Annotated in this window: 24 protein-coding genes and 1 pseudogene; 5 read left to right on the top strand and 20 right to left on the bottom strand. The window is 61.8% G+C overall.

Translation table 11 applies throughout. The features are described 5' to 3' along the window. Window positions 1–49 precede the first annotated feature (49 nt). Both AC19YY_RS10670 and AC19YY_RS10665 read left to right on the top strand, forming a co-directional pair. Complete coding sequence (locus AC19YY_RS10670) at window positions 50–1,009, top strand: amino acid ABC transporter permease (RefSeq protein ID WP_170058134.1); 960 nt, start codon at window positions 50–52, stop codon at window positions 1,007–1,009. Beyond that, on the top strand, window positions 1,002–1,736 hold the full coding sequence (locus tag AC19YY_RS10665; RefSeq protein WP_057437198.1) for an amino acid ABC transporter ATP-binding protein: 735 nt from the start codon (window positions 1,002–1,004) through the stop codon (window positions 1,734–1,736). Before AC19YY_RS10670 ends, AC19YY_RS10665 begins: the two co-directional genes overlap by 8 nt. A 15-nt stretch (window positions 1,737–1,751) precedes the next feature. Here the strand turns inward: AC19YY_RS10665 and AC19YY_RS10660 are convergent, their stop codons facing one another. The 12 genes and pseudogenes from AC19YY_RS10660 to ubiE form a co-directional block, all read right to left on the bottom strand. Next, on the bottom strand, window positions 1,752–3,659 hold the full coding sequence (locus tag AC19YY_RS10660) for a methyl-accepting chemotaxis protein (protein WP_500604155.1): 1,908 nt from the start codon (window positions 3,657–3,659) through the stop codon (window positions 1,752–1,754). A gap of 187 nt (window positions 3,660–3,846) precedes the next feature. After that, a complete protein-coding gene (locus AC19YY_RS10655; protein WP_500604207.1) occupies window positions 3,847–4,551 on the bottom strand; it encodes a methyl-accepting chemotaxis protein in 705 nt (234 codons plus the stop codon). Window positions 4,552–4,749: 198 nt separating this feature from the next. Further along, window positions 4,750–5,763: pseudogene (locus AC19YY_RS10650) on the bottom strand (methyl-accepting chemotaxis protein); the annotation flags it as partial. Window positions 5,764–5,867: 104 nt separating this feature from the next. Beyond that, entirely contained in the window at window positions 5,868–6,575 is a 708-nt protein-coding gene (locus tag AC19YY_RS10645) for a 16S rRNA (uracil(1498)-N(3))-methyltransferase (protein WP_500604154.1), read from the bottom strand. Further along, window positions 6,572–7,363: a twin-arginine translocase subunit TatC gene (gene tatC, locus AC19YY_RS10640; RefSeq protein ID WP_170058129.1), complete on the bottom strand. Its 792-nt coding sequence runs from the start codon at window positions 7,361–7,363 to the stop codon at window positions 6,572–6,574. The genes AC19YY_RS10645 and tatC overlap by 4 nt, the downstream gene beginning before the upstream one ends. Next, complete coding sequence (gene tatB / locus AC19YY_RS10635; RefSeq protein ID WP_170042382.1) at window positions 7,360–7,767, bottom strand: Sec-independent protein translocase protein TatB; 408 nt, start codon at window positions 7,765–7,767, stop codon at window positions 7,360–7,362. The genes tatC and tatB overlap by 4 nt, the downstream gene beginning before the upstream one ends. A gap of 10 nt (window positions 7,768–7,777) precedes the next feature. After that, a complete protein-coding gene (locus AC19YY_RS10630; RefSeq protein ID WP_170042383.1) occupies window positions 7,778–8,056 on the bottom strand; it encodes a twin-arginine translocase TatA/TatE family subunit in 279 nt (92 codons plus the stop codon). Between the two features lie 27 nt (window positions 8,057–8,083). Then, a complete protein-coding gene (locus AC19YY_RS10625) occupies window positions 8,084–8,416 on the bottom strand; it encodes a phosphoribosyl-ATP diphosphatase (protein ID WP_029295998.1) in 333 nt (110 codons plus the stop codon). Window positions 8,417–8,418: 2 nt separating this feature from the next. Beyond that, window positions 8,419–8,811: a phosphoribosyl-AMP cyclohydrolase gene (gene hisI / locus AC19YY_RS10620; protein ID WP_169952418.1), complete on the bottom strand. Its 393-nt coding sequence runs from the start codon at window positions 8,809–8,811 to the stop codon at window positions 8,419–8,421. Window positions 8,812–8,875: 64 nt separating this feature from the next. Beyond that, window positions 8,876–10,480, bottom strand: coding sequence for a ubiquinone biosynthesis regulatory protein kinase UbiB (gene ubiB / locus AC19YY_RS10615; protein ID WP_169952416.1), 1,605 nt, complete (start codon window positions 10,478–10,480; stop codon window positions 8,876–8,878). Beyond that, on the bottom strand, window positions 10,477–11,100 hold the full coding sequence (locus AC19YY_RS10610) for a ubiquinone biosynthesis accessory factor UbiJ (protein ID WP_500604153.1): 624 nt from the start codon (window positions 11,098–11,100) through the stop codon (window positions 10,477–10,479). Before AC19YY_RS10610 ends, ubiB begins: the two co-directional genes overlap by 4 nt. Further along, window positions 11,100–11,870 carry a bifunctional demethylmenaquinone methyltransferase/2-methoxy-6-polyprenyl-1,4-benzoquinol methylase UbiE gene (gene ubiE / locus AC19YY_RS10605; RefSeq protein ID WP_500604152.1) on the bottom strand — a complete coding sequence of 257 codons (771 nt, stop codon included), beginning with the start codon at window positions 11,868–11,870 and terminating at the stop codon, window positions 11,100–11,102. The genes AC19YY_RS10610 and ubiE overlap by 1 nt, the downstream gene beginning before the upstream one ends. 155 nt (window positions 11,871–12,025) lie before the next feature. On the opposite strand from ubiE, the gene AC19YY_RS10600 reads away from it, so the two are divergent. From AC19YY_RS10600 to AC19YY_RS10590, 3 genes are all read left to right on the top strand, one after another. Next, on the top strand, window positions 12,026–12,301 hold the full coding sequence (locus AC19YY_RS10600) for a polyhydroxyalkanoic acid system family protein (protein ID WP_032862236.1): 276 nt from the start codon (window positions 12,026–12,028) through the stop codon (window positions 12,299–12,301). Between the two features lie 138 nt (window positions 12,302–12,439). Beyond that, window positions 12,440–12,862 carry a phasin family protein gene (locus AC19YY_RS10595; RefSeq protein WP_432754926.1) on the top strand — a complete coding sequence of 141 codons (423 nt, stop codon included), beginning with the start codon at window positions 12,440–12,442 and terminating at the stop codon, window positions 12,860–12,862. A gap of 11 nt (window positions 12,863–12,873) precedes the next feature. Further along, on the top strand, window positions 12,874–13,833 hold the full coding sequence (locus tag AC19YY_RS10590) for a phasin family protein (RefSeq protein ID WP_169952412.1): 960 nt from the start codon (window positions 12,874–12,876) through the stop codon (window positions 13,831–13,833). A gap of 182 nt (window positions 13,834–14,015) precedes the next feature. Here the strand turns inward: AC19YY_RS10590 and AC19YY_RS10585 are convergent, their stop codons facing one another. The 8 genes from AC19YY_RS10585 to AC19YY_RS10550 all read right to left on the bottom strand — a co-directional run bounded on the left by AC19YY_RS10585 (window position 14,016) and on the right by AC19YY_RS10550 (window position 22,834). Next, the gene (locus AC19YY_RS10585) at window positions 14,016–14,636 is read right to left on the bottom strand and encodes a TetR/AcrR family transcriptional regulator (protein ID WP_169952410.1); all 621 of its coding nucleotides are present in this window, start codon (window positions 14,634–14,636) and stop codon (window positions 14,016–14,018) included. A gap of 27 nt (window positions 14,637–14,663) precedes the next feature. Further along, window positions 14,664–16,346, bottom strand: a complete 1,683-nt coding sequence (phaC, locus tag AC19YY_RS10580) for a class II poly(R)-hydroxyalkanoic acid synthase (RefSeq protein ID WP_169952408.1) — start codon at window positions 16,344–16,346, stop codon at window positions 14,664–14,666. A 102-nt stretch (window positions 16,347–16,448) separates the two neighbouring features. Then, window positions 16,449–17,306, bottom strand: coding sequence for a poly(3-hydroxyalkanoate) depolymerase (gene phaZ / locus AC19YY_RS10575; RefSeq protein ID WP_029296035.1), 858 nt, complete (start codon window positions 17,304–17,306; stop codon window positions 16,449–16,451). Window positions 17,307–17,500: 194 nt separating this feature from the next. Further along, entirely contained in the window at window positions 17,501–19,180 is a 1,680-nt protein-coding gene (phaC, locus tag AC19YY_RS10570) for a class II poly(R)-hydroxyalkanoic acid synthase (protein WP_170058125.1), read from the bottom strand. A 250-nt stretch (window positions 19,181–19,430) separates the two neighbouring features. After that, the gene (locus AC19YY_RS10565) at window positions 19,431–19,808 is read right to left on the bottom strand and encodes a gamma-butyrobetaine hydroxylase family protein (protein WP_169952404.1); all 378 of its coding nucleotides are present in this window, start codon (window positions 19,806–19,808) and stop codon (window positions 19,431–19,433) included. A gap of 162 nt (window positions 19,809–19,970) precedes the next feature. After that, window positions 19,971–21,308 carry an ATP-dependent protease ATPase subunit HslU gene (hslU, locus tag AC19YY_RS10560; RefSeq protein ID WP_169952401.1) on the bottom strand — a complete coding sequence of 446 codons (1,338 nt, stop codon included), beginning with the start codon at window positions 21,306–21,308 and terminating at the stop codon, window positions 19,971–19,973. Window positions 21,309–21,346: 38 nt separating this feature from the next. Then, window positions 21,347–21,877, bottom strand: a complete 531-nt coding sequence (hslV, locus tag AC19YY_RS10555; RefSeq protein WP_017738857.1) for an ATP-dependent protease subunit HslV — start codon at window positions 21,875–21,877, stop codon at window positions 21,347–21,349. Between the two features lie 255 nt (window positions 21,878–22,132). After that, on the bottom strand, window positions 22,133–22,834 hold the full coding sequence (locus AC19YY_RS10550) for an SPOR domain-containing protein (protein ID WP_029296044.1): 702 nt from the start codon (window positions 22,832–22,834) through the stop codon (window positions 22,133–22,135).

The raw sequence follows: 22,834 nt of genomic DNA, 5'->3' as shown, positions 1-22,834 counted from the left end.
CTTGCCCGCGATGGCGGCCTGACAGCCGATACACATCCCGGAACCCGCAATGAAACAGAAAAAAGCCCAATGGCCCTGGCACCTGCTGACCGTGCTGGTGCTGGTCGGCATGGCCGGCGCGTTGTACTACGCCACCTCGCTGATGTCCTACGAATGGCGCTGGAACCGCGTGCCGCAATACTTCGCCTACCAGGCTGAAGAGTCCAAGCGGGCGGCGGATATTTCCACGGTGGTCGAGTTGGTGCGCAAGGGCGACGTGGCGCAAGTCACCCTGCGCAACGACGCCGGCGCCGAACAGCACCTGACGGTGGCCGAAAACAGCCTGCAAGTGGCCCGTGGCGACGATGTGGCCGAGGGCGACGTGATCGGCGTGACCCGGCACTGGGCGCTGGGCCCATTGATGTGGGGGTTGTGGACCACCCTGTGGCTGTCGCTGGTCTCGGGGGTATTGGGCTTGTTCATCGGCCTGGCAACCGGCCTGTGTCGTTTGTCGAATAATCCGACCTTGCGCGATCTGTCGACGATCTATGTCGAACTGGTACGCGGTACGCCGCTATTGGTACAGATCTTCATTTTCTACTTCTTCATCGGCACGGTGCTGAACCTGTCGCGCGAGTTCGCCGGCATCGCCGCGCTGTCGCTGTTTACCGGCGCCTACGTGGCCGAAATCGTGCGTGCCGGCGTGCAGTCGATTGCCCGTGGCCAAGGCGAAGCTGCCCGCTCCCTGGGCTTGAGCGCCAGCCAGTCGATGCGCCATGTGGTGCTGCCGCAGGCCTTCAAGCGCGTGCTGCCGCCGTTGGCCGGGCAATTTATCAGTCTGGTCAAGGACACCTCGTTGGTGTCGGTGATCGCCATTACCGAGCTGCTCAAGAGCGGTCGCGAGGTCATCACCACCTCGTTCTCGCCGTTTGAAATCCTGTTCTGTGTCGCAGGCCTGTACCTGCTGATCAACCTGCCGCTGTCGAAAATGGCCAGCCGGCTTGAGCGGAGGCTCGCCCAAAGTGATTGAAGTGCGCGATCTGGTAAAAGTCTTCGACACCCGTGGGCACGTGGTGCGCGCGGTGGATCACGTCACCACCCAGGTGGCCAAGGGCGAGGTGCTGGTGGTGATCGGCCCGTCCGGCTCCGGCAAATCGACGTTCCTGCGCTGCCTCAACGGCCTGGAAGAGTTCGATTCGGGCTCGGTGAGCATTGATGGTCTGCAACTGGCCGACCCCAAGACCGACGTGAACGCCTATCGCCGGGAAGTCGGCATGGTGTTCCAGCATTTCAACCTGTTCCCGCACATGACCGTGCTGGAAAACCTGTGCCTGGCGCAGAAAGTCGTGCGCAAGCGCGGCAAGAAGGAGCGCGAGGCCAAGGCCCTGGCATTGCTGGAAAAGGTCGGCATCGCCCAAAAAGCCAACGAGTTCCCCTCGCGGCTCTCGGGTGGCCAGCAACAGCGCGTGGCGATTGCCCGGGCGCTGGCCATGGAGCCCAAGGTCATGTTGTTTGACGAGCCCACCTCGGCACTGGACCCGGAAATGGTCGGCGAAGTGCTGGACGTCATGAAGACCCTGGCCCTGGAAGGCATGACCATGGTCTGCGTGACCCACGAAATGGGCTTTGCCCGTGAAGTGGCAGACCGGGTGCTGTTCTTCGATCACGGCAAACTGTTGGAAGACGCTGCACCCGCGCAGTTCTTCGATGCACCGAAGGACCCACGGGCACAGGCGTTCCTGCGCCAGGTTCTGTAACCCACGGGGGCAGGTTCATACCTTGAACTTGCCTACGCACTGCTGAAGATTCGTGCCCAGCCGTGCCAATTCAATACTCGCCGCCGCCGTCTGTTCGCTGGCAGCGGCGGTTTGCTCCGACACATCCCTGACCTTCAACACGCTGCGATTGATCTCCTCGGCCACCGCACTTTGCTGTTCGGCGGCGGCGGCGATCTGTGGGTTCATTTCCTGGATGACCAGCACAGTGCGCGCGATTTCCGTCAGGGCGTCGCCGGCATTGCGCGTCAGGCCGACGCTGCGGTCGGTCAGGGCGCGGCTGTTGTCCATGATGTCGGCGACCTGTTGCGTGCCGCTGTGCAACCCGCCGATCAGTTCTTCGATTTCCTCGGCGGACTGTTGGGTGCGCTGGGCAAGGCTGCGTACTTCGTCGGCCACCACGGCAAATCCCTGGCCGGCTTCACCTGCGCGTGCGGCCTCGATCGCCGCATTGAGCGCCAGCAGGTTGGTCTGCTGGGACACCGACTTGATCACCTCCAGCACGCTGCCGATCTTCTGGCTTTCCCGTTGCAGGCCCAGCATCGCCTGGCTGGAGCGCGCCATCTCGTGGGCCAGGTGTTCAATGTGCGCCACCGCATCCGTCACCACCTGGTCGCCCAGTTCGGTCTGCTGATTGGCCTGGCCGGCGGCAATCGAGGCCTGTTCGGCATGCCGCGCGACTTCCTGGGCGGTGGCGAGCATCTGGTTCATGGCGGTCGCCACCTGCTCGGTTTCGTCACGCTGATTATTCACGCCCGCCCGGGTTTGCTCGGTGACGGCCGACAACTCCTCGGCGGCGCTGGCGATCTGCCGGGCATTGTCGCTGATGCTGCTAATCAGCCCCCGCAGGTTCAGGGTCATTTGCGCCATGCTGCATTGCAACTGGCCCAGCTCATCGCGGCGCCGGGTCTGCACATCGTGGCTGAGGTCGCCGTCGGCAATGCGATTGGCCACGGCCAGGGCCCTGCGCAGTGGCTTGACGATCTGCCCGGCGATTATCCAGGCGGCCAGGGCGCCAAAGAGCACAGCCGCAGCGGTAATGGCGAGCGTCTGGGTGCGGGCCTGTTCGGCTTCCCGATTGCGGCGCTGGGTCTGGTCCTGGCTCAACAGGTCACTCTGTACCAGCAGTTGATCCAGCTGCTGCTCCAACTCGTTTTGCGCCGTTTCGGTGGTGAGCTGGGTATCGCGCAGGCGTGCCAGATGGGTGCGCAGGCTGAGCACGGCATTTTTCAATGCGCTGCTGTCCACGGGCAGTTTCTCCACGGCCGCCTGGGCGAGTTCGAGGCTGCGCTCGGCGTCGCTGACGGCCTGGGCATAGGTATCCAGGCTGCTGGCCGCCCAGGCCGGGGTCAGGGCGCGGTCTTCGGCTTGTTCAATGGCCAGGCGCAGGGCTTCGATGGCATCGAGGGCTTTTTCGTCGTCCTGGTCGGGCAGGTCGCTGGCCAGTTGCGCCAGGCTGTCGCTGGTACGGATGGAGCTCTGTTTCAGCTGTTCGCGGGCAGTTTCCCGCTGCTTGACCAGTGAGGGCACATCCTTGAGCGTGGTTTTGAACTTGCCTGAAATACTGGCCATGCTCTGCAGGTATTGCAGGGCTTTTGGCGCCTTGAGACGGTTTGACAGCTCGCTCATGTACCCGTCGACCTTGTCCATGGAGACGCTCAATTTATTGAGGCTGGTTGCGTTGTCCAGGGTGCGGTACACGATGCGGTCGGCCCGCACTTGTTCACCGGTCACTGCCATTTGCGCCAGCACGGTCAGGGTTTGTGAGCGGTAGAGCGAGGCGGCGAGGGACTGCCAGCCAGTCAGGGCGATTACAAGGCTCAGGGCCAGCACCAAGGCAAAACCCAGGACCAGTTTGAGGGTGACGCTGGTGTTACCCAGCAGTTGAGTCATTCGACGAAGCATGGCCAACCTCCGGCAAGTGAACAAAGGCGTTCGACGTGCCGGGGCGCCGACGGGCGCGGACACATTGAATCCATTTGAACGCTAGTCGGCGTAGGCGCCAGGTGTACCGATCATGGCCTGAAAAACGTGTAGGAAATTTCACAAGCTGCGAGCGGCGACCCGGACGGATCGCCGCGAAGGGCAGGGGTCAGACCCGGAAGCGGCCGACCAGTGATTGCAGATGGGTGCCCAGGCGCGCCAGTTCGGTACTGGAGGCGGCAGTCTCTTCGCTGGCTGCTGCGGTCTGCTCGGACACATCGCGTACGTTCAGCACGCTGCGGTTGATCTCTTCGGCCACGGCGCTCTGTTGCTCGGCGGCGGTGGCGATCTGCTGGTTCATCGCCTGGATGGCCGAGACCGTGCGGGTGATGTTCCCCAGGGCATTGCCGGCGCGACGGGTCAGCTCGACGCTGCTGTCGGTGAGGCCACGGCTGTTGTCCATGATGGTCGCCACCTGCTGGGTGCCGCTTTGCAGGCCGACGATCAGCTCTTCGATCTCTTCGGTGGATTTTTGCGTGCGCTGCGCCAGGCTGCGCACCTCATCGGCCACCACCGCGAAGCCACGGCCGGCTTCCCCGGCGCGTGCCGCTTCAATGGCGGCGTTGAGTGCCAGTAGGTTGGTTTGCTGGGCCACGGACTTGATCACGTCCAGCACGCTGCCGATCTTGTCGCTTTCGCGCTTGAGATGGCCCATGGCCTCGGTGGAATTGCCGACTTCGCCGGCCAGGCGCTCGATCTGGGCGATGGCTTCGCCGACCACCCTGTCGCCTTCGCGGGCTTGTTGGTCGGCGGCGACGGCGGCTTCCGAGGCCTCCTCGGCATTGCGCGCCACTTCCTGCACGGTGGCGGCCATTTCGTTCATCGCGGTGGCGACCTGGTCGGTCTCCACCTTCTGGCTGTTGACCCCGGCGCTGGTCTGCTCGGTAACCGCCGACAACTCTTCGGCGGCGCTGGCAATTTGCGTCACGCCGTCGCTGATCCCGCCGATCAGGTCGCGCAGGCCCATGGTCATGCTTTGCATGGCGCGTTGCAGTTGGCCCAGTTCGTCCTGGCGTTGCGAAACCAGATCATGGGTCAGGTCACCGGCGGCGACGCGCTCGGCGACCTTGAGGGTCTGGCTCAGTGGAATCACGATTTGCCGGGTAATCGCCCAGGCCGCCACCATGCCAAAGACCAGCGCCAGGGCGGTGGCCAGCATCAGCAGGAACTTGGCCTGTGCGGCGTCGGCGTCGCGGATGATGGTTTGGGAGGCGGTGAGCTTTTTGCTGCGCTCGAACAGCAGGTCACCTTGCTCGGCCATGGCCTTGAGGGCCGCGGCGCTGGCCACCTGGGAATCGCGGAACTGACTGACGGCGGCGAGGTAGGCCTTGAGGGAGTCGCTGGCCTCCTGCAGGTTGGCGCTGTATTGATCCGGCAGTTGGCTGCGCAGGCTGTCGGCGCTCTTCAGGGCGTTGGCAATGGCATCCAGCGCCGGTTGCTCAGCTTCGACCTTGGCGCTGTAGGTATAGCCGCGCACCTGGAAGCGCGCCTGCTGGATCAACTTGCTCAGTTCGACCGCGCTGTTGAACTGGGGGACGCTGTCACCTTGCAGCAGGACTTTTTCGATTTCCGCGACGCGCCCGACGGCGTTGTCGGCGGTAGCGCCAAGCTTGCTGCGTGCATCTTCGCGGTGGGCACCGGCCTGGACCATGGCGCCAAAGGCCTGTCGATACTTGGCGACGGCGGCCAACTGCTCATCGATGATGGCGACATCGGCCGGTTGTTCGATCTGGCTGCGCGCGGTCTTCAGGCCGCTGTCGAGTTTATCCATCAGATCGTTGACCAGCCCCGGGCCTTGTTCGCCACGGCGCATTTCATAGTCCAGCCGGGCCTGGCGCAGGTCTTTGGTGAGTTCGTTGAGGCTGGAAATAAAACCCAGTTTATCGCCACGGCTGATCACGCCACTCAGGCCCGTCCAGCCGGTGAAGGTGATCAGCAGCGTGAGGACCAAGACCAGGCCAAAGCCCACGCTCAGCTTGCGATTGACGCTCACATTCCCCAGTTTTTCAGCTAGCCAACGGTACATGCGGTGAACTCCCCTGAACAAGGCTTGGACTTATCCTGAGGGTATCGGCATGCGAGCGGGATTCTGTAGCGGCACAAAGCCCCGTGGTGTTTGGAGGGGCGGGGTTAGAAGAGGCGGGCGAGCAGGGCGGTCACGGCAGTTTCTACGCGCAGGATCCGCGCGCCCAGTTGCACCGGCTGCAAGCCGGCCTTGGCCAGCAAGTCCACTTCATAGGGAATCCAGCCACCTTCGGGGCCGATGGCCAGGGTCACCGGTTCATCCAGGCCGCGTGGGCAGGCCGGGTAATCGCCGGGATGCCCGACCAGGCCCAGGGTGTCCTGGGCCAGGGCCGGCAGGCGGTCTTCAACGAAGGGCTTGAAGCGTTTTTCGATGACGATCTCGGGCAGCACCGTATCCCGCGCCTGTTCCAGGCCGAGGATCAGTTGCTCGCGGATGGCTTCGGGCTCCAGGAACGGGGTCTGCCAGAAACTTTTCTCGACCCGATAACTGTTGACCAGCACCACCCGTGGCACACCCATGGACGCTACGGTCTGCAACACCCGACGGAGCATTTTCGGGCGTGGCAGGGCCAGCAGCAGGGTCAGTGGCAACTTGGCCGGTGGCGGCTGGTCGAGGCTGATTTGCAGCTCGGCCTCGCCCGCTTCCAGGCGCAGCAACTGTGCATTGCCCATCAAGCCGCCAATGCGCCCCACGCGCAGGCTGTCGCCGACCGCGGCGCGATGCACTTCTTGCATGTGCACCAGGCGCCGGTCACGCAGCACGACCCGGTCGGGCGCGATAAAGTCGGCCTCTTCAAGCAGCAGCAGGTTCACGGTTGGGTCGCTGGCGGCTGGTCGTCATCGGCGGGTTGGTCATCCGGGTGTTCGCCGCGCTTGCTTATCAGGCTGCCAAACAAGATGCCAATTTCAAACAGCATCCACATCGGCACGGCCAGCAAGGTTTGCGAGAAGATATCCGGTGGGGTCAGGATCATGCCGACCACGAAGCAGCCGATGATCACGTACGGGCGGATCTTGCGCAGGTACTTCACGTCGACCACGCCGATCCACACCAGCAGCACCACCGCCACCGGGATCTCGAAGGCCACGCCGAAGGCGAAGAACAGCGTCATCACGAAGTCGAGGTAACTGGTGATGTCGGTCATCATTTCCACACCGGCCGGGGTGGCGGCGGCGAAGAACTTGAAGATCAGTGGGAACACCAGGAAGTAGGCGAACGCCATGCCGGTGTAGAACAGCATGATGCTCGACACCAACAGCGGCACCGCGATGCGTTTTTCATGCTTGTACAGGCCCGGTGCGATAAAGCCCCAGATCTGGTGCAGGATCACCGGGATCGCCAAGAACAGCGACACCATCATCGTCAACTTGAGCGGCGTGAGGAACGGCGAGGACACGTCGGTGGCGATCATCGTCGCGCCCACCGGCAGGTACTCGCGCAGCGGCGTCGAGACGAAGGTGTAGATCTGCTGGGTAAAGGCAAACAGCCCGGCAAAGATCACGAAGATCGCCGCGACACACCGCAGCAGGCGGGTGCGCAACTCGGTGAGGTGCGAGACCAGCGGCATATGCTGGTCGTTTTCCGGTTTATCAGCGCTCATGGGGCTCGCGGCGGCAATGTAGGGTCGTGGGGAGCGGGCGACGCGGCGGGCGTCGGCGCAGGCTCTGCTGGGGGAGCGGGCGTGGCGATCGGGGCTGTCTCGGCCACCGGCGCAATGCTCTGCTCGGCCACCGGCTCAACCGGTGTCGGCGCCTGTTGCTGGGGCGCGAGGATTTTGCGCGCTTCCTGCTCCAGGGACAGAATGTGTTCGTTGTGCAGTTGCCGGCGAATCTCGTCGGCGCCGATTTCCCGTTCAACTTCCTGTTTGATGGCGTTGAAACTGCGTTTCAGGCGCCCGACCCACAGGCCGGCCGTGCGCGCGGCGCCGGGCAGGCGTTCAGGCCCCAGCACCAGCAGGGCAACGAGGCCGACGAGCAGCAGTTCAGAGAAGCTGATACCAAACATTAGTCAGTGCTCACGAGTCTTTGCGGGACGGCTCTTCGACTTTCTCGGCCTGTACGTCGAAGGTGCGACGCTCGGTGATCGGCTGTGCCGCCTGCGGGTGTACAGGTTGCGCCGGTGGAACCGGGGTGGCGCCGGTATCGGCCGGCTTTTCGTCGTCGTTCATGGCCTTGCGAAAGCCCTTGATGGATTCGCCGACATCAGTGCCCAGGTTCTTCAGTTTCTTGGTACCGAACACCAGGACGACCACCACGAGAATGACGATCCAGTGTTTCCAGTCAAAAATGCCCATGCTGCAATTCCTCAGTCAGAAAGTTATTCAGGCGGACGGGCGCGAGGCCTTTTCGGCGTGCCCGGACAAGCCGAAGCGACGGTCCAGTTCATCCAGCACGGCCTGTGGGTGCTGCCCCAGTTGGGCGAGCATGACCAGGCTATGGAACCACAAGTCAGCGGTCTCATAGATGACATCGCTGTAATCGCCGCTGATTTCAGCATCCTTGGCGGCGATGATGGTCTCGACGGATTCTTCGCCGAGTTTTTCCAGAATCTTGTTCAGGCCCTTATGGTACAGGCTGGCGACATAGGAGCTGTCGGCGTCCGCACCTTTGCGGTCCTCCAGCACCTGGGCCACACGGTTCAGGGTATCGCTCATGTTCAATGTCCTGCCGAGTAAATGGCGTGCGGGTCTTTGAGCACCGGCTCGACGGTTTTCCACGCGCCGTTCTCGAACACTCGGTAGAAGCAGCTGTGGCGGCCGGTATGACAGGCGATGTCGCCGACTTGCTCGACCATCAGCACGATCACGTCGGCGTCGCAGTCCAGGCGCATTTCGTGCAGCTTTTGCACATGCCCGGACTCTTCGCCCTTGCGCCACAGTTTGCCACGGGAACGTGACCAGTAGATGGCACGCTGCTCGGCGGCAGTCAGGCTCAGGGCCTCGCGGTTCATCCAGGCCATCATCAGGATGCGCCCGGTCTTGTGGTCCTGGGCAATGGCCGGCACCAGGCCGTCACTGTCCCATTTGATCTCGTCCAGCCAGTCTTTCATCTTCGACTCCGACAGCCGTGCGCGACCCGCCCCGGCAATGTGCAACAGTGTATAACCGGTCGGCCTATCGACGCACGACCAGATAAAGACCCACGGCGACCATGATCCCGGCCGGCCAATGACCCAGCTCGTTCAACGGCCCACCGGCTGCGAGCACCGCGCCACCGCCCAGGTGCGCCGCGCCCAGCAGGCGCAGGAACCAGTCGTCCTTGCGCTGGTGCCACGGTGGCGCCGGGTCCTTGGCGTGGGGCTGGGACATGCGCTCGAGCAGGTCGCGGGTCATGTTGGCCAGGTGCGGTAGCTGCTCGACCTGGCTTTGCAGGTTGCCCAGCAGGGTTTTCGGGCTGACGCGCTCGCGCATCCAGCGTTCGAGGAACGGTTGCGCGGTGTTCCACAGGTCCAGGTCCGGGTACAGCTGGCGGCCCAGGCCTTCGATATTGAGCAGGGTCTTTTGCAGCAGCACCAGTTGCGGCTGCACTTCCATATTGAAGCGTCGCGCGGTCTGGAACAGGCGCATCAGTACCTGGCCGAATGAAATATCTTTTAACGGTTTTTCGAAGATCGGCTCGCACACGGTGCGGATTGCTGCCTCGAACTCATTGAGCTTGGTTTCGGCCGGCACCCAGCCCGAATCGATGTGCAATTGCGCCACGCGCCGGTAGTCACGCTTGAAGAAGGCAAACAGGTTGCGCGCCAGGTAGTCCTGGTCCTCGGGCGTGAGGCTGCCGACGATGCCGCAGTCGATCGCGATGTACTGCGGGCTCCATGGATTTACCGTGCTGACGAAGATATTGCCGGGGTGCATGTCGGCGTGGAAGAAGCTGTCGCGAAACACCTGGGTGAAGAAAATCTCCACACCACGCTCGGCGAGCATCTTCATGTCGGTGCGCTGGTCGGCCAGGGTCGCCAGATCCGTGACCTGCACGCCGTAGATGCGCTCCATCACCAGCACCTTTGGCCGGCACCAGTCCCAATAGACCTGCGGCACGTACAGCAGTGGCGAGCCTTCGAAGTTGCGCTTGAGCTGGCTGGCGTTGGCTGCTTCACGCAACAGGTCGAGTTCGTCGTAGATGGTTTTTTCGTAGTCGGCGACCACATCCACCGGGTGCAACAGGCGCGCATCGGCAGAGAAGCGCTCGGCGGCGCGGGCCAGAATGAACAGCCAGGCCAGGTCCTGGCCGATGATCGGCTTGAGGCCAGGGCGGATCACCTTGACCACCACCTCTTCGCCGGTTTTAAGCTGGGCGGCGTGCACCTGGGCAACCGAGGCCGAGGCCAGGGGCTCGACGTCGAAACGGCTGAACACTTCGCTGATTTTCTTGCCCAGCTGTTCTTCGATCAGCTTCATCGACTGCTGTGAGTCGAACGGCGGCACGCGGTCCTGCAACAGCATCAGCTCGTCGGCGATATCCTCGGGCAGCAGGTCCCGACGGGTCGACAGGATCTGCCCGAACTTGATGAAGATCGGCCCCAGGTCCTGCAAGGCCAGGCGCAGGCGTGCGCCACGGCTCAGGTCCAGGGTCTTGCGCGGGAACCAGCGCCACGGCAGCACGTAGCGCACTGCCAGCAACAACCACGGCAGCGGCAGGGCGAACAGCAGGTCATCGAGGCGGTAGCGAATGACGACGCGTTGGATTCGGAACAGACGGCGGACGGCGAGCAGCTTCATGCGTTATCGCTTGGATCAAGGGAGCGGTTCAGGCGCTCGAAGCGCGCCTCAATCCGTTCCAGGTCGAGTTTGGCCTGGTCGAGTTCACGAAAGCGCGCTTCGGCTTCCCGTTGTCCGACGAGGGTGCGCGATTCTTCGCTCAGGTATTCGGCGAGGTTCTGATTGAGACTGGCGAAACCCTGCTGGTACCAGCGCGAACGGCTGCGCAGGTGCCCGCTGATCAACTGGGTGGCCACCGGGCCGAGCCAGCGCGACAGCTCGTATTCCCAGTCCAGCTCCAGGTCTTGCAGCACGGCGGCCAGGTCCATCAGCACCGCGCTGTCGCCTTCAAGGGTCACCTCGGGGCCGTGGAGGATCGCGGTCTTGTCACGGCTCAAGGCCAGGCGCAGCAGGCTCGCCGCCGGTGCACGCAGGGTGCAGTCGGCATCGGCGGCCCAGTGCGCGGCGAGCATCAGGCCTTCATCGCTGGGCAGGATAAACAGCTGCAAGGCCGGGCTGGTGCAATCGACGGCAATGATCTTGCCGTTCAGGTGCGCCAGCCGTGCCAGGGCGGTGCTGTCCAGGCGCAGGACACGGTTGAGGCCGTGTTCGACACTGGCGAGAAGGCCCGTGAACAACATCAGGGCTTGATGCCGCGATGCAGGGCGACGATACCGGAGGTCATGTTGTGATAGGTCACGCGGTCGAAGCCGGCCTCGACCATCATCGACTTCAGGGTTTCCTGGTTGGGGTGCATGCGGATCGACTCGGCCAGGTAGCGATAGCTCTCGGCATCATTGGTGATCAGCTTGCCCATCAACGGCATGAAGGCGAACGAGTAGGTGTCGTAGACCTTGGACATCAGCGCGTTGGTCGGCTTGGAGAACTCCAGCACCAGCAGGCGACCACCGGGCTTGAGCACCCGCAGCATCGAGCGCAGGGCGTCTTCCTTGTGGGTCACGTTGCGCAGGCCGAAGGCGATGGTCACGCAGTCGAAATGGTTGTCGGGGAACGGCAGCTTTTCAGCGTCGGCCTGGACGAACTCGATGTTGCCGGCCACGCCCTTGTCCAGTAGGCGATCGCGGCCCACCTTGAGCATCGAGCCGTTGATGTCGGCCAATACCACCTGGCCGATGGGGCCAACGAGCTTGGAGAACTTGGCGGCCAGGTCGCCGGTGCCACCGGCGATGTCCAGCACGCGGTTGCCGGTGCGCACGCCGGACAACTCGATGGTGAAACGTTTCCACAGGCGGTGCATGCCGCCCGACAGCACGTCGTTCATCAGGTCGTACTTGGCGGCCACGGAGTGGAACACCTCAGCGACTTTTTCCGCTTTCTGGCTTTCCGGGACGTTCTTGAAGCCGAAGTGAGTGGTGGGTTCGGCATCGCTGCCTTTGCGCTGATCAGTCATATCGCTGTCACCAAAAGAGAATGGGGGCATTCTAATCCCCAAGGCATGCTTTGTCTTGGCAAGGCTGAAGGTAAGATAGGTGGCCGCCGAGACCTTTTGCCGCATGGCGGGTGAGCAGGGTGCTCAATACGTCTTTATAACGAGGAGTCATTCAAATGGCCCGCATACAGATTGAACGTGCCCACGCACTGGGTAAGGAAGCTGCCAGGGCGAAAGCCGAGAAGTTGGCGCATAAACTCAAGGAACAATATGGCCTGGAGCCATCTTGGTCTGGCGACACGTTGAACCTCAAGCGTTCCGGCGTCAAAGGCACGCTGAAAGTGGCCGAGGATTCGTTAAGGATTGAAGTGGAACTGGGCCTGTTGATGTCGGCCATGAGTGGCACCATCAAGTCCGAAATCGAGAAGGCCCTGGATAAAGCCCTGGCCTGATCTGCGACTGCGCGCCGCATTGGCTGGAGGCTCATTGTGCTGTTCTTAGGGTGCCGATTCTAATTTTTCTCCCTACTTTGTACTCAGCCCTCAACTCCTGTGGGCAGTTCCTCCACCCTTTTATGCGTGAGGTGCACCATGGCCAAAGTTATTTTGAAGAAAAAAATCGATACCCAAATCAGCGCTCTGAGCGACGTTAAAACCTATGCTCGCAAGATCTGGCTGGCGGGTTTGGGGGCTTACGCGAAGGTCGGCAGCGAAGGCAGCGAGTACTTCAAGGAACTCGTTAAGACTGGTCAACATGTTGAAAGCAAAGGCAAAAAAGTTGTGAATGAACAACTTGATGCCGCCAACAGTCAGATTGATTACGTTAAGAGCAATGTCTCCAGCGTCAAAGGTCGCGTGGAAGTGCGACTGGATAAAGTCGAGAAGGCTTTTGACGCGCGTGTTGCAAGTGCCTTGAATCGAATCGGCATTGCGTCTAAACATGACGTGGAGACACTCTCTGCTAAGCTCGATGAGCTAACGGCATTGCTCGAACGTGTCGCGCGTAAACACTAAGGAGACATCGGATGGCTGTTAAAAAGACTACTCAGAAAGAAGGCAGCTCTTGGGTCGGGAAAGTTGAAGAATATTCCCGCAAGATCTGGCTGGCTGGTTTAGGCGTGTACTCGAAGATCGACAGTGACGGCAGCAAACTCTTCGAGACTTTGGTTAAAGACGGCGAGAAGGCCGAGAAGTTGACCAAGAGCACAGTCGGTAAACAAGTAGATGCGGCCAAGGCGAGCGCGAGTTCGGCCAAGTCCCGTATCAGTGATGCGAAAAAGCAGGTACTGGGTACTTGGGGCGAACTTGAAGGTGCACTCGACAAGCGCCTGAACAGTGCTATTTCGCGCCTGGGCGTGCCGAGCCGCAATGAAGTGAAGGCGCTGCACAGCAAGGTCGATACCCTGACCAAGCAAATCGAAAAGCTGACCGGTGCTAAAGTCGCTCCCGTCAAAGCAGCGGCCAAGCCTGCTGCCAAGCCGGCCGCGAAAACGGCTGCGGCCAAACCTGCGGCGAAAACCGCGGCCAAGCCACTGGTCAAGGCCGCGGCCAAGCCAGCCGCTAAACCTGCAGCCAAGCCAGCGGCGAAAACGGCAGCAGCCAAACCTGCCGCCAAGCCTGCTGCCAAGAAGCCAGTAGCGGCTAAAGCTGCTGCAAAACCAGCGGCCAAGCCGGCAGCGAAACCTGCTGCCAAGCCTGTGGCAAAAACGGCTGCGGCCAAGCCGGCTGCCAAGCCAGTGGCAGCAAAACCCGCTGCCAAACCGGCCGCCGCGAAGCCTGCAGCCAAGCCAGCAGCGGCAAAACCTGCGGCAAAGCCAGCAGCGAAAAAGCCGGCCGTAGCCAAGAAACCTGCAACGCCCAAGCCTGCTGTAGCGGCCAAGCCTGCAACCCCGGCACCTGCGACCAACTCGGCCACCGCGCCGACGCCCGCCGCAGCGACCCCGACTGTAACGCCGGCCACCCCGACGCCATCCAGTCAGTCCTGATTCACGGGACGTATAAAAACGCCCGGCCTGCAAAGGTCGGGCGTTTTACTGGGTGCTTGCAACAACACATTCCTAATGTGTGTGGGCTTGTGTGGGAGCGGGCTTGCCCGCGATAGCGGTGTATCAGTGCCAGATTTGTTGGCTGACCCACCGCAATCGCGAGCAAGCCCGCTCCCACATTTCTAGTCCGTGTCGTCCAGGTAGCGCAGAGCAAAACGCTCGGTAGCCAACCGCGCCGGCATCAACAGATGCGGCGCCACCAGCATCATCACTTGATACACCGCCACCCGCACCTCGGCCTCACGATCGAGGATGCGTTGGTAATCCAGGGAAAACAGCAGGGTCATGGTGATCTGCTCCACCAACTGCCCCAGTGCCTGGGTATCGCTGACCAACTGCCCTTCGGCCTTGAGCCGCGCCAGCAGCGAAGCCAGGGTGCGCTTGAGCGCGGTCAGCAGGTTGCGAATGCCCTTGGCTAGCTTCGGCAAGCGCCCGGCCAGGTTCGACAGGTCCTGGAACAGGAACCGATAGTGCGCCATGCGCTCGACGATCAAGTGCAGGAACAGCCAGTAATCCTCCGGTGCCAGCTGCACATCGGCCGGCGGGTCGAGCAGTGGCGCCAACTCCCCCTGAAAACGCTCGAACAGCCCCAGTACCAGGGGCTCCTTGCCATGGAAGTGGTAATAGAGGTTGCCGGGGCTGATCCCCATTTCATTGGCCACCTCCATGGTTGACACATTTGGCTCGCCCTTATGGTTGAACAACTGCAGGGCACATTCCAGGATCCGGTCGCGGGTTTTCATCCAGTCTTCTTAATCTGATCGTTGAGCTCAGCGCACTCGCACATAAGTGCCCGGCGCCGCTTCCATCGGTGGGTAGTTCTGGTTGCCCAGGGCCGTCAGGGTTTCGCGCTGCACCCCGGAGCGTTGCTGGATCCACTCAAGCCACTGCGGCCACCAACTGCCCTCGATGTGGCTGGCGTCGTAGTACCAGGCGCGGGGGTCGCTGCTCAGCTTGAGGTTCTCGACAAAATTCGCCTTGGGATTGCCCGGCGGGTTGAGGATGCTCTGGATATGCCCGCTGTTGGAGAGCACGAAGCGCTTGTCGCCGCCCAGCAGCAAGGTCGAGCGGTAGACCGCGTCCCAGGGCGTGATGTGATCGTTGATCCCTGCCACGCTAAAGCTGTCCACCGTGACTTTCTGCAAGTCGATGGGCGTGCCGCAGACTTCCAGGCCACCGGGGTGGCTCAGTGGGTTGTGCTTGAAAAAATCCAGCAGATCGCCGTGCAAGGCTGCCGGCAGGCGGGTGTTGTCGTTGTTCCAGTACAGGATGTCGAACGCCGGTGGCTCCTTGCCGAGCAGGTAGTTGTTGATCCAGTAATTCCAAATCAGATCGTTGGGGCGCATCCAGGCGAAGACCTTGGCCATGTCGCGGCCATCCAGCACGCCCTGTTGATAGGAGCGGCGCTTGGCCGCTTCCAGGGTCTGTTCGTCGGCAAACAGCATGGCGGGGCTGTCTATCTGGCTGTCCAGCAGGCTTACCAGGTAGGTGGCACTGGCGACCCGCCGTTGTTGGCGCTTGGCTTGCAGATGGCCTTGCAGCGCGGCGATGGTCAGGCCCCCGGCGCAGGCGCCCATCAGGTTCACTTCACGGGCGCCGCTGATCGCCCGGCAGATGTTCAGGGCTTCTTCCAGGGCCGCCACGTAGGTCGACAGGCCCCACTCGCGATGGCGCACGTCCGGGTTGCGCCAACTGACCATAAACACCTGCAGGCCGTTTTTCAGGGCGTACTGCACGAAGCTGTTGGCGGGGCTCAAATCGAAAATGTAGTACTTGTTGATTTGCGGCGGCACCACCAGCAGCGGCTTGGCGTACTGTTTTTCGCTCATGGGCTTGTACTGGATCAGCTCCAGCAGTTCATTGCGAAACACCACCGAGCCAGGCGTGGTGGCCACCGTCTTGCCGACCTCGAAGGCCTGCTTGGTGACCTGGCGCGGCAGGCCGTTGTTGTGCAGCAAGTCATCGAACAGGTTGCTCATGCCACGCACCACGCTGTTGCCGCCGGAGTTGAGCAACTCCTTGATCGCCAGCGGGTTGAGCAGGGTGTTGGACGGCGACACCGCATCGTTGAGCAACGAGAAGGCAAAATGCGCCCGCGCGCGGTCGTCTTCGCTCAGGCTGCTGTCGTCGATCCAATGCCGGGTCTGTTTCTGCCAGCTCAAATAAGCTTGCAGGCTGCGCCGGTACAGGGGGTTGAGGGTCCAGGTGGGGTCGGCGAAGCGGCTGTCGTGGGGGTTGGGTTCGTGCACGGTTTCACCCAGTAGTACCCGGCCCAATTGCCCACCCAATGCCAACGCATGCCGCGCGCTGTGCAGCGGGTTGCGCAAGCCATGGGCGGCGACACTGCGCAGGGTCGACAGCAGATCCCGGCCGCGCAGCCCGGTGATCGCACTTTGTGCATTGATGAACGCGGCGGGTGTAGGCGCCGGGACGTTTACGGGTCGGTCACGCATGGGTCAACACTCCTTCGTCAATTCGCCAACAAGCACGCCAATTCAGAACCATAGTCGGTTCTGGCCAAGTTGCGCGTAGGGGTCGTCCTGACCCGATACCGCTCAGGTGTTGCTATAGGGCGCCGGCTGCGGATGGATCACCGCACGCAGGCGTTCCTCCTGGAGAAACTTCATGATGATCGGTGCCACGGCTTCGGCCCGGGTGATCAGGAACAGATGGCCATCGTCGATGATGTGCAGTTGGGCATTGGGAATGCGCCAGGCCAGCATGCGCATGTTGACCAGCGGGATCAGCGGGTCGTCGTCGCCGGCCAGTACCAGGGTCGGTTGCTTGATCTTGTGCAGCCAGTGAATGCTGGTCCAGCCCAGGCCCGCAAACAGTTGCCAGTAGTAGCCCAGCTTGCCGGCCGAACGCACCTTGCTCGCGTGTTCGGCGGCCAGTTTCGAGTCGCGGCGGAACGAGCCGCCATAAATCATCGGTGCGATACGCACCACATGGGACGGTTGGATGTAGCGCCGCGGGCTGGCCATCAGCCATAGCACTTTCGGCTTGCCGGGTACCATAAAGGCGCCGGCGGCGGTGGCGGCGAGGATCAGCTTTTTGCAGCGTTCCGGGTAGTCGTAGGCAAACTGCTGCGCCAGGGCGCCGCCCCAGGAAACCCCCACGGCATTGACCTGGCCATAGTCCAGGTAATCGAGCATGCGCGCGGTGAGTTTGGCCAGGCCGGGAAAACGATAGGGGCGGCTGGGTGTCGACGACCCGCCGACGCCGGGTACGTCGAAGGCAATCACTTCCAGGTCCGGGTCAAGAGCCTGGACGAACGGAAACACCAGCTCAAGGTTGGCGCCGATGCCGTTGAAAATCAGCAATGGCGTCAAGTGAGACTTGCCCGGTCGTACCGCCGTGCGGATGGTCTGGCCATCCAGGTCGATGGTACGGAAGATGAACGGTTGCGGCATGCTCAAGCCCTGTGAAGTGTTACTGCTGGAATGCGGCCCATGCGGGAGCAGGTGTGTGTGGGAGCGGGCTTGCCCGCGATGGCATCAACTCGGCCTGACAGATACACCGTGTTGCCTGCATCGCGAGCAAGCCCGCTCCCACCCTGACCGAGTTCCCACATTTGATCTCATTGCAATCACACAAAAGTGTGGCCTTAGCGCTCGTGAACGTATGTGCCTGGCGCAGCCTCTGCTGCTGCGTAGGCCTTGTTACCCAAAATCGTAGGGGACTTCTTGAGCTTGCCTGAACGCTCACCCACCCATCCCTGCCAGTGCAGCCACCACGAGTCGGTATGCTTGGTGGCATTTTCCTGCCAGTCCAATGCCTTCTCGCCCATGCTCTCGCTGGTCTGGTAACGCGCCTTGGGGTTGCCGGGCGGGTTGAGGATGCTTTGGATATGCCCGCTGCTGGACAGCACGAACTCGACCTTGCCGCCAAACAACTGCGCCGACTTGTAGCAGGACTGCCACGGCGTGATGTGGTCGTTGGTGCCCGCCAGCGAGTAGATGTCGGCTGTCACCTGCTTGAGGTCAATCGGGGTGCCGCACACTTCCAGGGCGTTGGCCCGCACCAGCGGGTTGTTTTTGAACAGTTCGATCAAGTCGCCGTGGAAGGCTGCCGGCAGGCGCGTGGTGTCGTTGTTCCAGAACAGGATGTCGAACACCGGCGGTTCATTGCCTAGGAGGTAGTTGTTGACCCAGTAGTTCCAGATCAGGTCATTGGGGCGCATCCAGGCAAATACCTTGGCCATGTCCCGGCCTTCCAGCACGCCGGCCTGATACGAATGGCGCTTGGCCGCTTCCAGGGTCTGTTCGTCGACGAACAGGGCCACCTGGGTGTCGAGGGTGGTGTCCAGCACGCTCACCAGCAAGGTCAGGGCGTTGACCTTCTTCTCGCCCAGCGCCGCGTAGTGGCCCAGCAGCGCGGTGCAGGTGATGCCGCCCGAACAGGCGCCGAGCATGTTGATGTCCTTGCTGCCGGTAATCGCCGTGACCACATCGACCGCCTCTTTCAGCGCTTCGATATAGGTCGACAGGCCCCATTCGCGCTGGGCCTTGGTGGGGTTGCGCCAACTGACGATAAAGGTTTGCTGATTATTGCGCAGGCAGAAACGCGCCAGGCTCTTGTCCGGGCTCAGGTCGAACACATAAAACTTGTTGATCTGCGGCGGCACCACCAGCAGCGGGCGCTCGTACACCTGTTCGGTGATCGGCTTGTACTGGATCAGCTCCAGCACGTCATTGCGAAACACCACCGCGCCTTCGCTGGTGCCCAGGCTCTTGCCCACTTCAAAGGCGCCCATGTTCACCTGGCTCGGCATGCCGCCGTTGTGCACCAGGTCCTTGGCCAGGTGCGAGAGGCCATCGAGCAGGCTCTTGCCACCGGTTTCAAAGAAGCGTTTGACGGCGGCCGGGTTAGCGGCGCTGTTAGTCGGCGCCATGGCCTCGGTCATCAGGTTGATGACGAAGTGGCCGCGGCTGATGTCCTGCTCCGACAGGTTGCTGTCGCCGATCCAGTCGTGCAGCTCCTTGCGCCACGCCAGATAGGTTTGCAGGTAGCGTTTGTAGAGCGGGTTCTGGCTCCACGCCGGGTCGTTGAAGCGACGGTCATCGCTTTCGGGGGCAAGCTCGGACTTGCCGAACACCACATTCTTCAATTCGACGCCAAAGTGGGCGACGTGCTTGACGCTGTGCAGCGGTTGCTTGATGGCCTGGGTCAGCACCATGCGCGCAGAAGCCAGTAAATCCTTTTTCCGTAATGCGATGATCGGGTTGAGCCCCAGGGTGTTTTCCGAGGCCTGGCGTTTCAAGTCATCGTTATTCTTGTTACTCATCTACGACGCTCCATTGTCCGAAAGACGAGTACCGGGTACCGCTGTGCTCCCAATTATCGAGGCACAACACAAGCCTGGTACTGCTGCTCGGGTGACCGTAAATACCGCATCGTCAAATGCAGGGAACTTGCCAATTCCATTGGTTACCCGAGTTTAATTTTTTTCGCAAGCGGGCCAATCTTTGGCCACACGGAGGGGCATTCAAGCAGATGAAATTAGAAAATGCCCACTAATGAGCAAGAGGCTTGAGTTAGAGCATCAGCTTGACGACGGACTGGCTCGGGTCGCGGGTTTTTCCGGCCGCCTTGAGCTCGGCAAGATAATCGGCCCACAGCTCGTCCTGACGTACGGCGAGTTGGTAGAGGTAGTCCCAAGTGAACAGTCCGCTGTCATGACCGTCGTCGAAGGTCAATTTCAGTGCGTACTGCCCGGCAGGTTCGATCTTGGTCAGGCCGACATTCAGCTTGCCAAATTGCAGGATCGGTTTGCCGTGGCCCTGGACCTCGGCGGAAGGGGAGTGGACCCGCAGCAGTTCGGCGCTCAGGTGATAGACCTCGTCGGGGCCGTAGGTCAGCGAGAGGGTCTTGGAGGCTTTGTGCAGGTTGATGGCGGTAGGCAGTTTGGTCATTTGGGGAACCGCTCAGAGATGATCCTGAAGGAACCGGCTTTAAAATGTGGGAGCGGGCTTGCTCGCGAATGCGGTGGGTCAGTCACCGTTGCATAAACTGACCCACCGCATTCGCGAGCAAGCCCGCTCCCACATTAAAGCAGAGCGGTTCCTGTGTAAGGCTTACAGGATATAACGAGACAGGTCTTCGTTCTGCGCCAATTCGCCCAGGTGGCTGTTGACGTAGTCGGCGTCGATCCTGATTGCCACGCCATTCTGCGCGCCCGCCATGTCGCCGGCGCTGAAAGACACTTCCTCAAGCAGGCGCTCAAGCAGGGTGTGCAGGCGACGGGCACCGATGTTCTCGGTCTTCTCGTTGACCTGCCAGGCAATTTCCGCCAGGCGCTTGATGCCATCCGGCAGGAACTCGATCCCCAGGCCTTCGGTCTTCAGCAGCTCGCGGTATTGCTCGGTCAGCGAAGCATGCGGTTCGCTGAGGATGCGTTCGAAGTCGCCCGGCGTCAGGGCCTTGAGCTCCACGCGAATCGGCAGGCGGCCTTGCAGCTCGGGCACCAGGTCGCTGGGCTTGCTCAGGTGGAACGCACCGGAAGCGATAAACAGGATGTGGTCAGTCTTGACCATGCCCAGCTTGGTATTGACCGTGCAACCTTCGATCAGCGGCAGCAGGTCGCGCTGCACGCCTTCGCGGGATACATCGACGCCACCGGAATTGCCGCGCTTGGCCACCTTGTCGATCTCGTCGATAAACACGATGCCGTGCTGCTCGACCGCTTCCAGGGCCTTGGCCTTGAGCTCTTCCTCGTTGACCAGGCGCCCGGCTTCTTCGTCACGCACCAGCTTGAGCGCGTCCTTGACCTTGAGCTTGCGGTTTTTCTTCTTGCCCTTGCCCATGTTGGCGAACAGGTTCTGCAGCTGGCTGGTCATTTCTTCCATGCCGGGCGGTGCAGAGATGTCGACGCCGGCGCTTTCGGCGACTTCGATCTCGATTTCCTTGTCGTCCAACTGGCCTTCACGCAGGCGCTTGCGGAACAGCTGGCGCGTGTTGGAATCCGAGGCGGGGGCGGCGTCTTCATTGAAGCCCGTGCGTGCCGGTGGCAGCAGGGCGTCGAGGATGCGTTCTTCGGCGGCGTCTTCGGCGCGGTGGCTGACCTTGGTCATTTCCTGTTCGCGCAAAAGTTTCAGGGCGGCGTCGGCCAGATCACGGATGATCGACTCGACGTCGCGGCCCACATAGCCGACTTCGGTGAACTTGGTCGCTTCGACCTTGATGAACGGTGCGTTGGCCAGCTTGGCCAGGCGCCGGGCGATCTCGGTCTTGCCGACACCGGTCGGGCCGATCATCAGGATGTTCTTGGGGGTTACTTCAACGCGCAATTCTTCGGGCAGTTGCATCCGGCGCCAGCGGTTACGCAGGGCGATGGCAACGGCGCGCTTGGCATCGTCCTGGCCGATGATATGGCGATTGAGTTCGTGGACGATTTCGCGGGGAGTCATGGACATAGTGGTGTGTGGTCCTCAAGCAGGAACAAGCCGACGGCTTATTCCGCGAGGTCCTGCTCCTCAATGGTCAGGTTGTGGTTGGTGAACACGCAGATATCGCCGGCGATACCGAGGGCGGTCTCGACGATTTCCCGGGCCGACAGGTCGGTTTTTTTCAGCAGGGCGCTGGCTGCGGCCTGGGCATAGCCACCGCCGGAACCCATGGCGATCAGGCCGTTCTCGGGCTCCACCACGTCACCGTTGCCGGTGATGATCAAGGAGGCGTCTTTGTTGGCGACGGCGAGCATGGCTTCGAGGCGGCTGAGGGAGCGATCGGTGCGCCACTCCTTGGCCAGTTCGACGGCGGCACGCACCAGATGGCCCTGGTGTTTTTCCAGTTGGCCTTCAAAACGTTCGAATAAGGTAAAGGCGTCAGCGGTGGCACCTGCAAAACCGGCGAGGACCTGGCCGTGGTACAGGCGGCGCACTTTTTTGGCGTTGCCTTTCATCACGGTATTACCAAGGGAAACCTGGCCGTCGCCGCCCATGACGACTTTGCCGTGGCGACGAACTGAAACGATGGTGGTCAAGGGGAGAGTCTCCACGCTGCGGGGCGAAAATGCCCTGATGGAACTCATATGGGGGTGGCGGGGGAGATTTCAACCGTAGGAAGGGTGCGCGGACGAGTGGTGTCTAGCGGGCCGGCACAAGCTCAAGAGCACTATAAAACCAATGTGGGAGCTGGCTTGCCTGCGATCGCGGTGCACCCGTCACTGAAAATATTGACTGATACACCGTCATCGCAGGCAAGCCAGCTCCCACATCTGATCCGTGTTGCCTGTGGCTCAACGGCTCTGGCGTTGTTGTAACAACAGGTTGCTAAAGCCCGCACCCGCCAGTTGCTTCTGGGCCACGGTCAGCTGTTCACGATTGCTGAACGGCCCCACCAGCACGCGATACCAGGTCGCTTCCTTCACCGTCCCGGATTCCACCGTCACCGTCTGCCCGAGCAGGATAATCTGCGCCCGCACCCGGTCCGCATCCGCCTGCTTGGGGAACGAGCCTGCCTGCAGGAAGAACTTGGTGACCGGTGCCGCCTTGGTAGTGGCAACCGGTGGTGCCGGCGGCGGGGTAATCCCGGCCAACGCCGCCTGGGCTCGTGCGGTGTCGATCTTGGCTGCTTCCGCCGGGGTTACCGGGGTGGTCGGCACTTGCGGCGTCGGCAGGGTTTTCTCCGGCACGGCGTCTTGCGGCACGATCACTTCCGATTCCGGCAGCAGCGTATAGAAGTCGTATTTCGGCTTCACAGGCGCGGTTGGGCTCGGCGGTGTCTTGTTCGCTTCGGCGATCTTGCTGGCCTTCTGCTGCTCCTGCTTGACCCGCTTGACGTCTTCGCCCTGGCCCGGCTCCAGTTTCATCAGGAACACGATAAACGCACCGACCGACAGGCCGATGGCCAGCCACATCCAGCCCGGGATCGGTTGTTTGGCCGGTGCCTGGTAGCGGCTGGCGCCGCGCTTGGGTGCAGGTTTTTTCTTGGCTGCCAA

Source organism: Pseudomonas sp. MF09156 (assembly GCF_059862305.1).
This window is presented reverse-complemented; position numbering and strand designations above follow the sequence as displayed.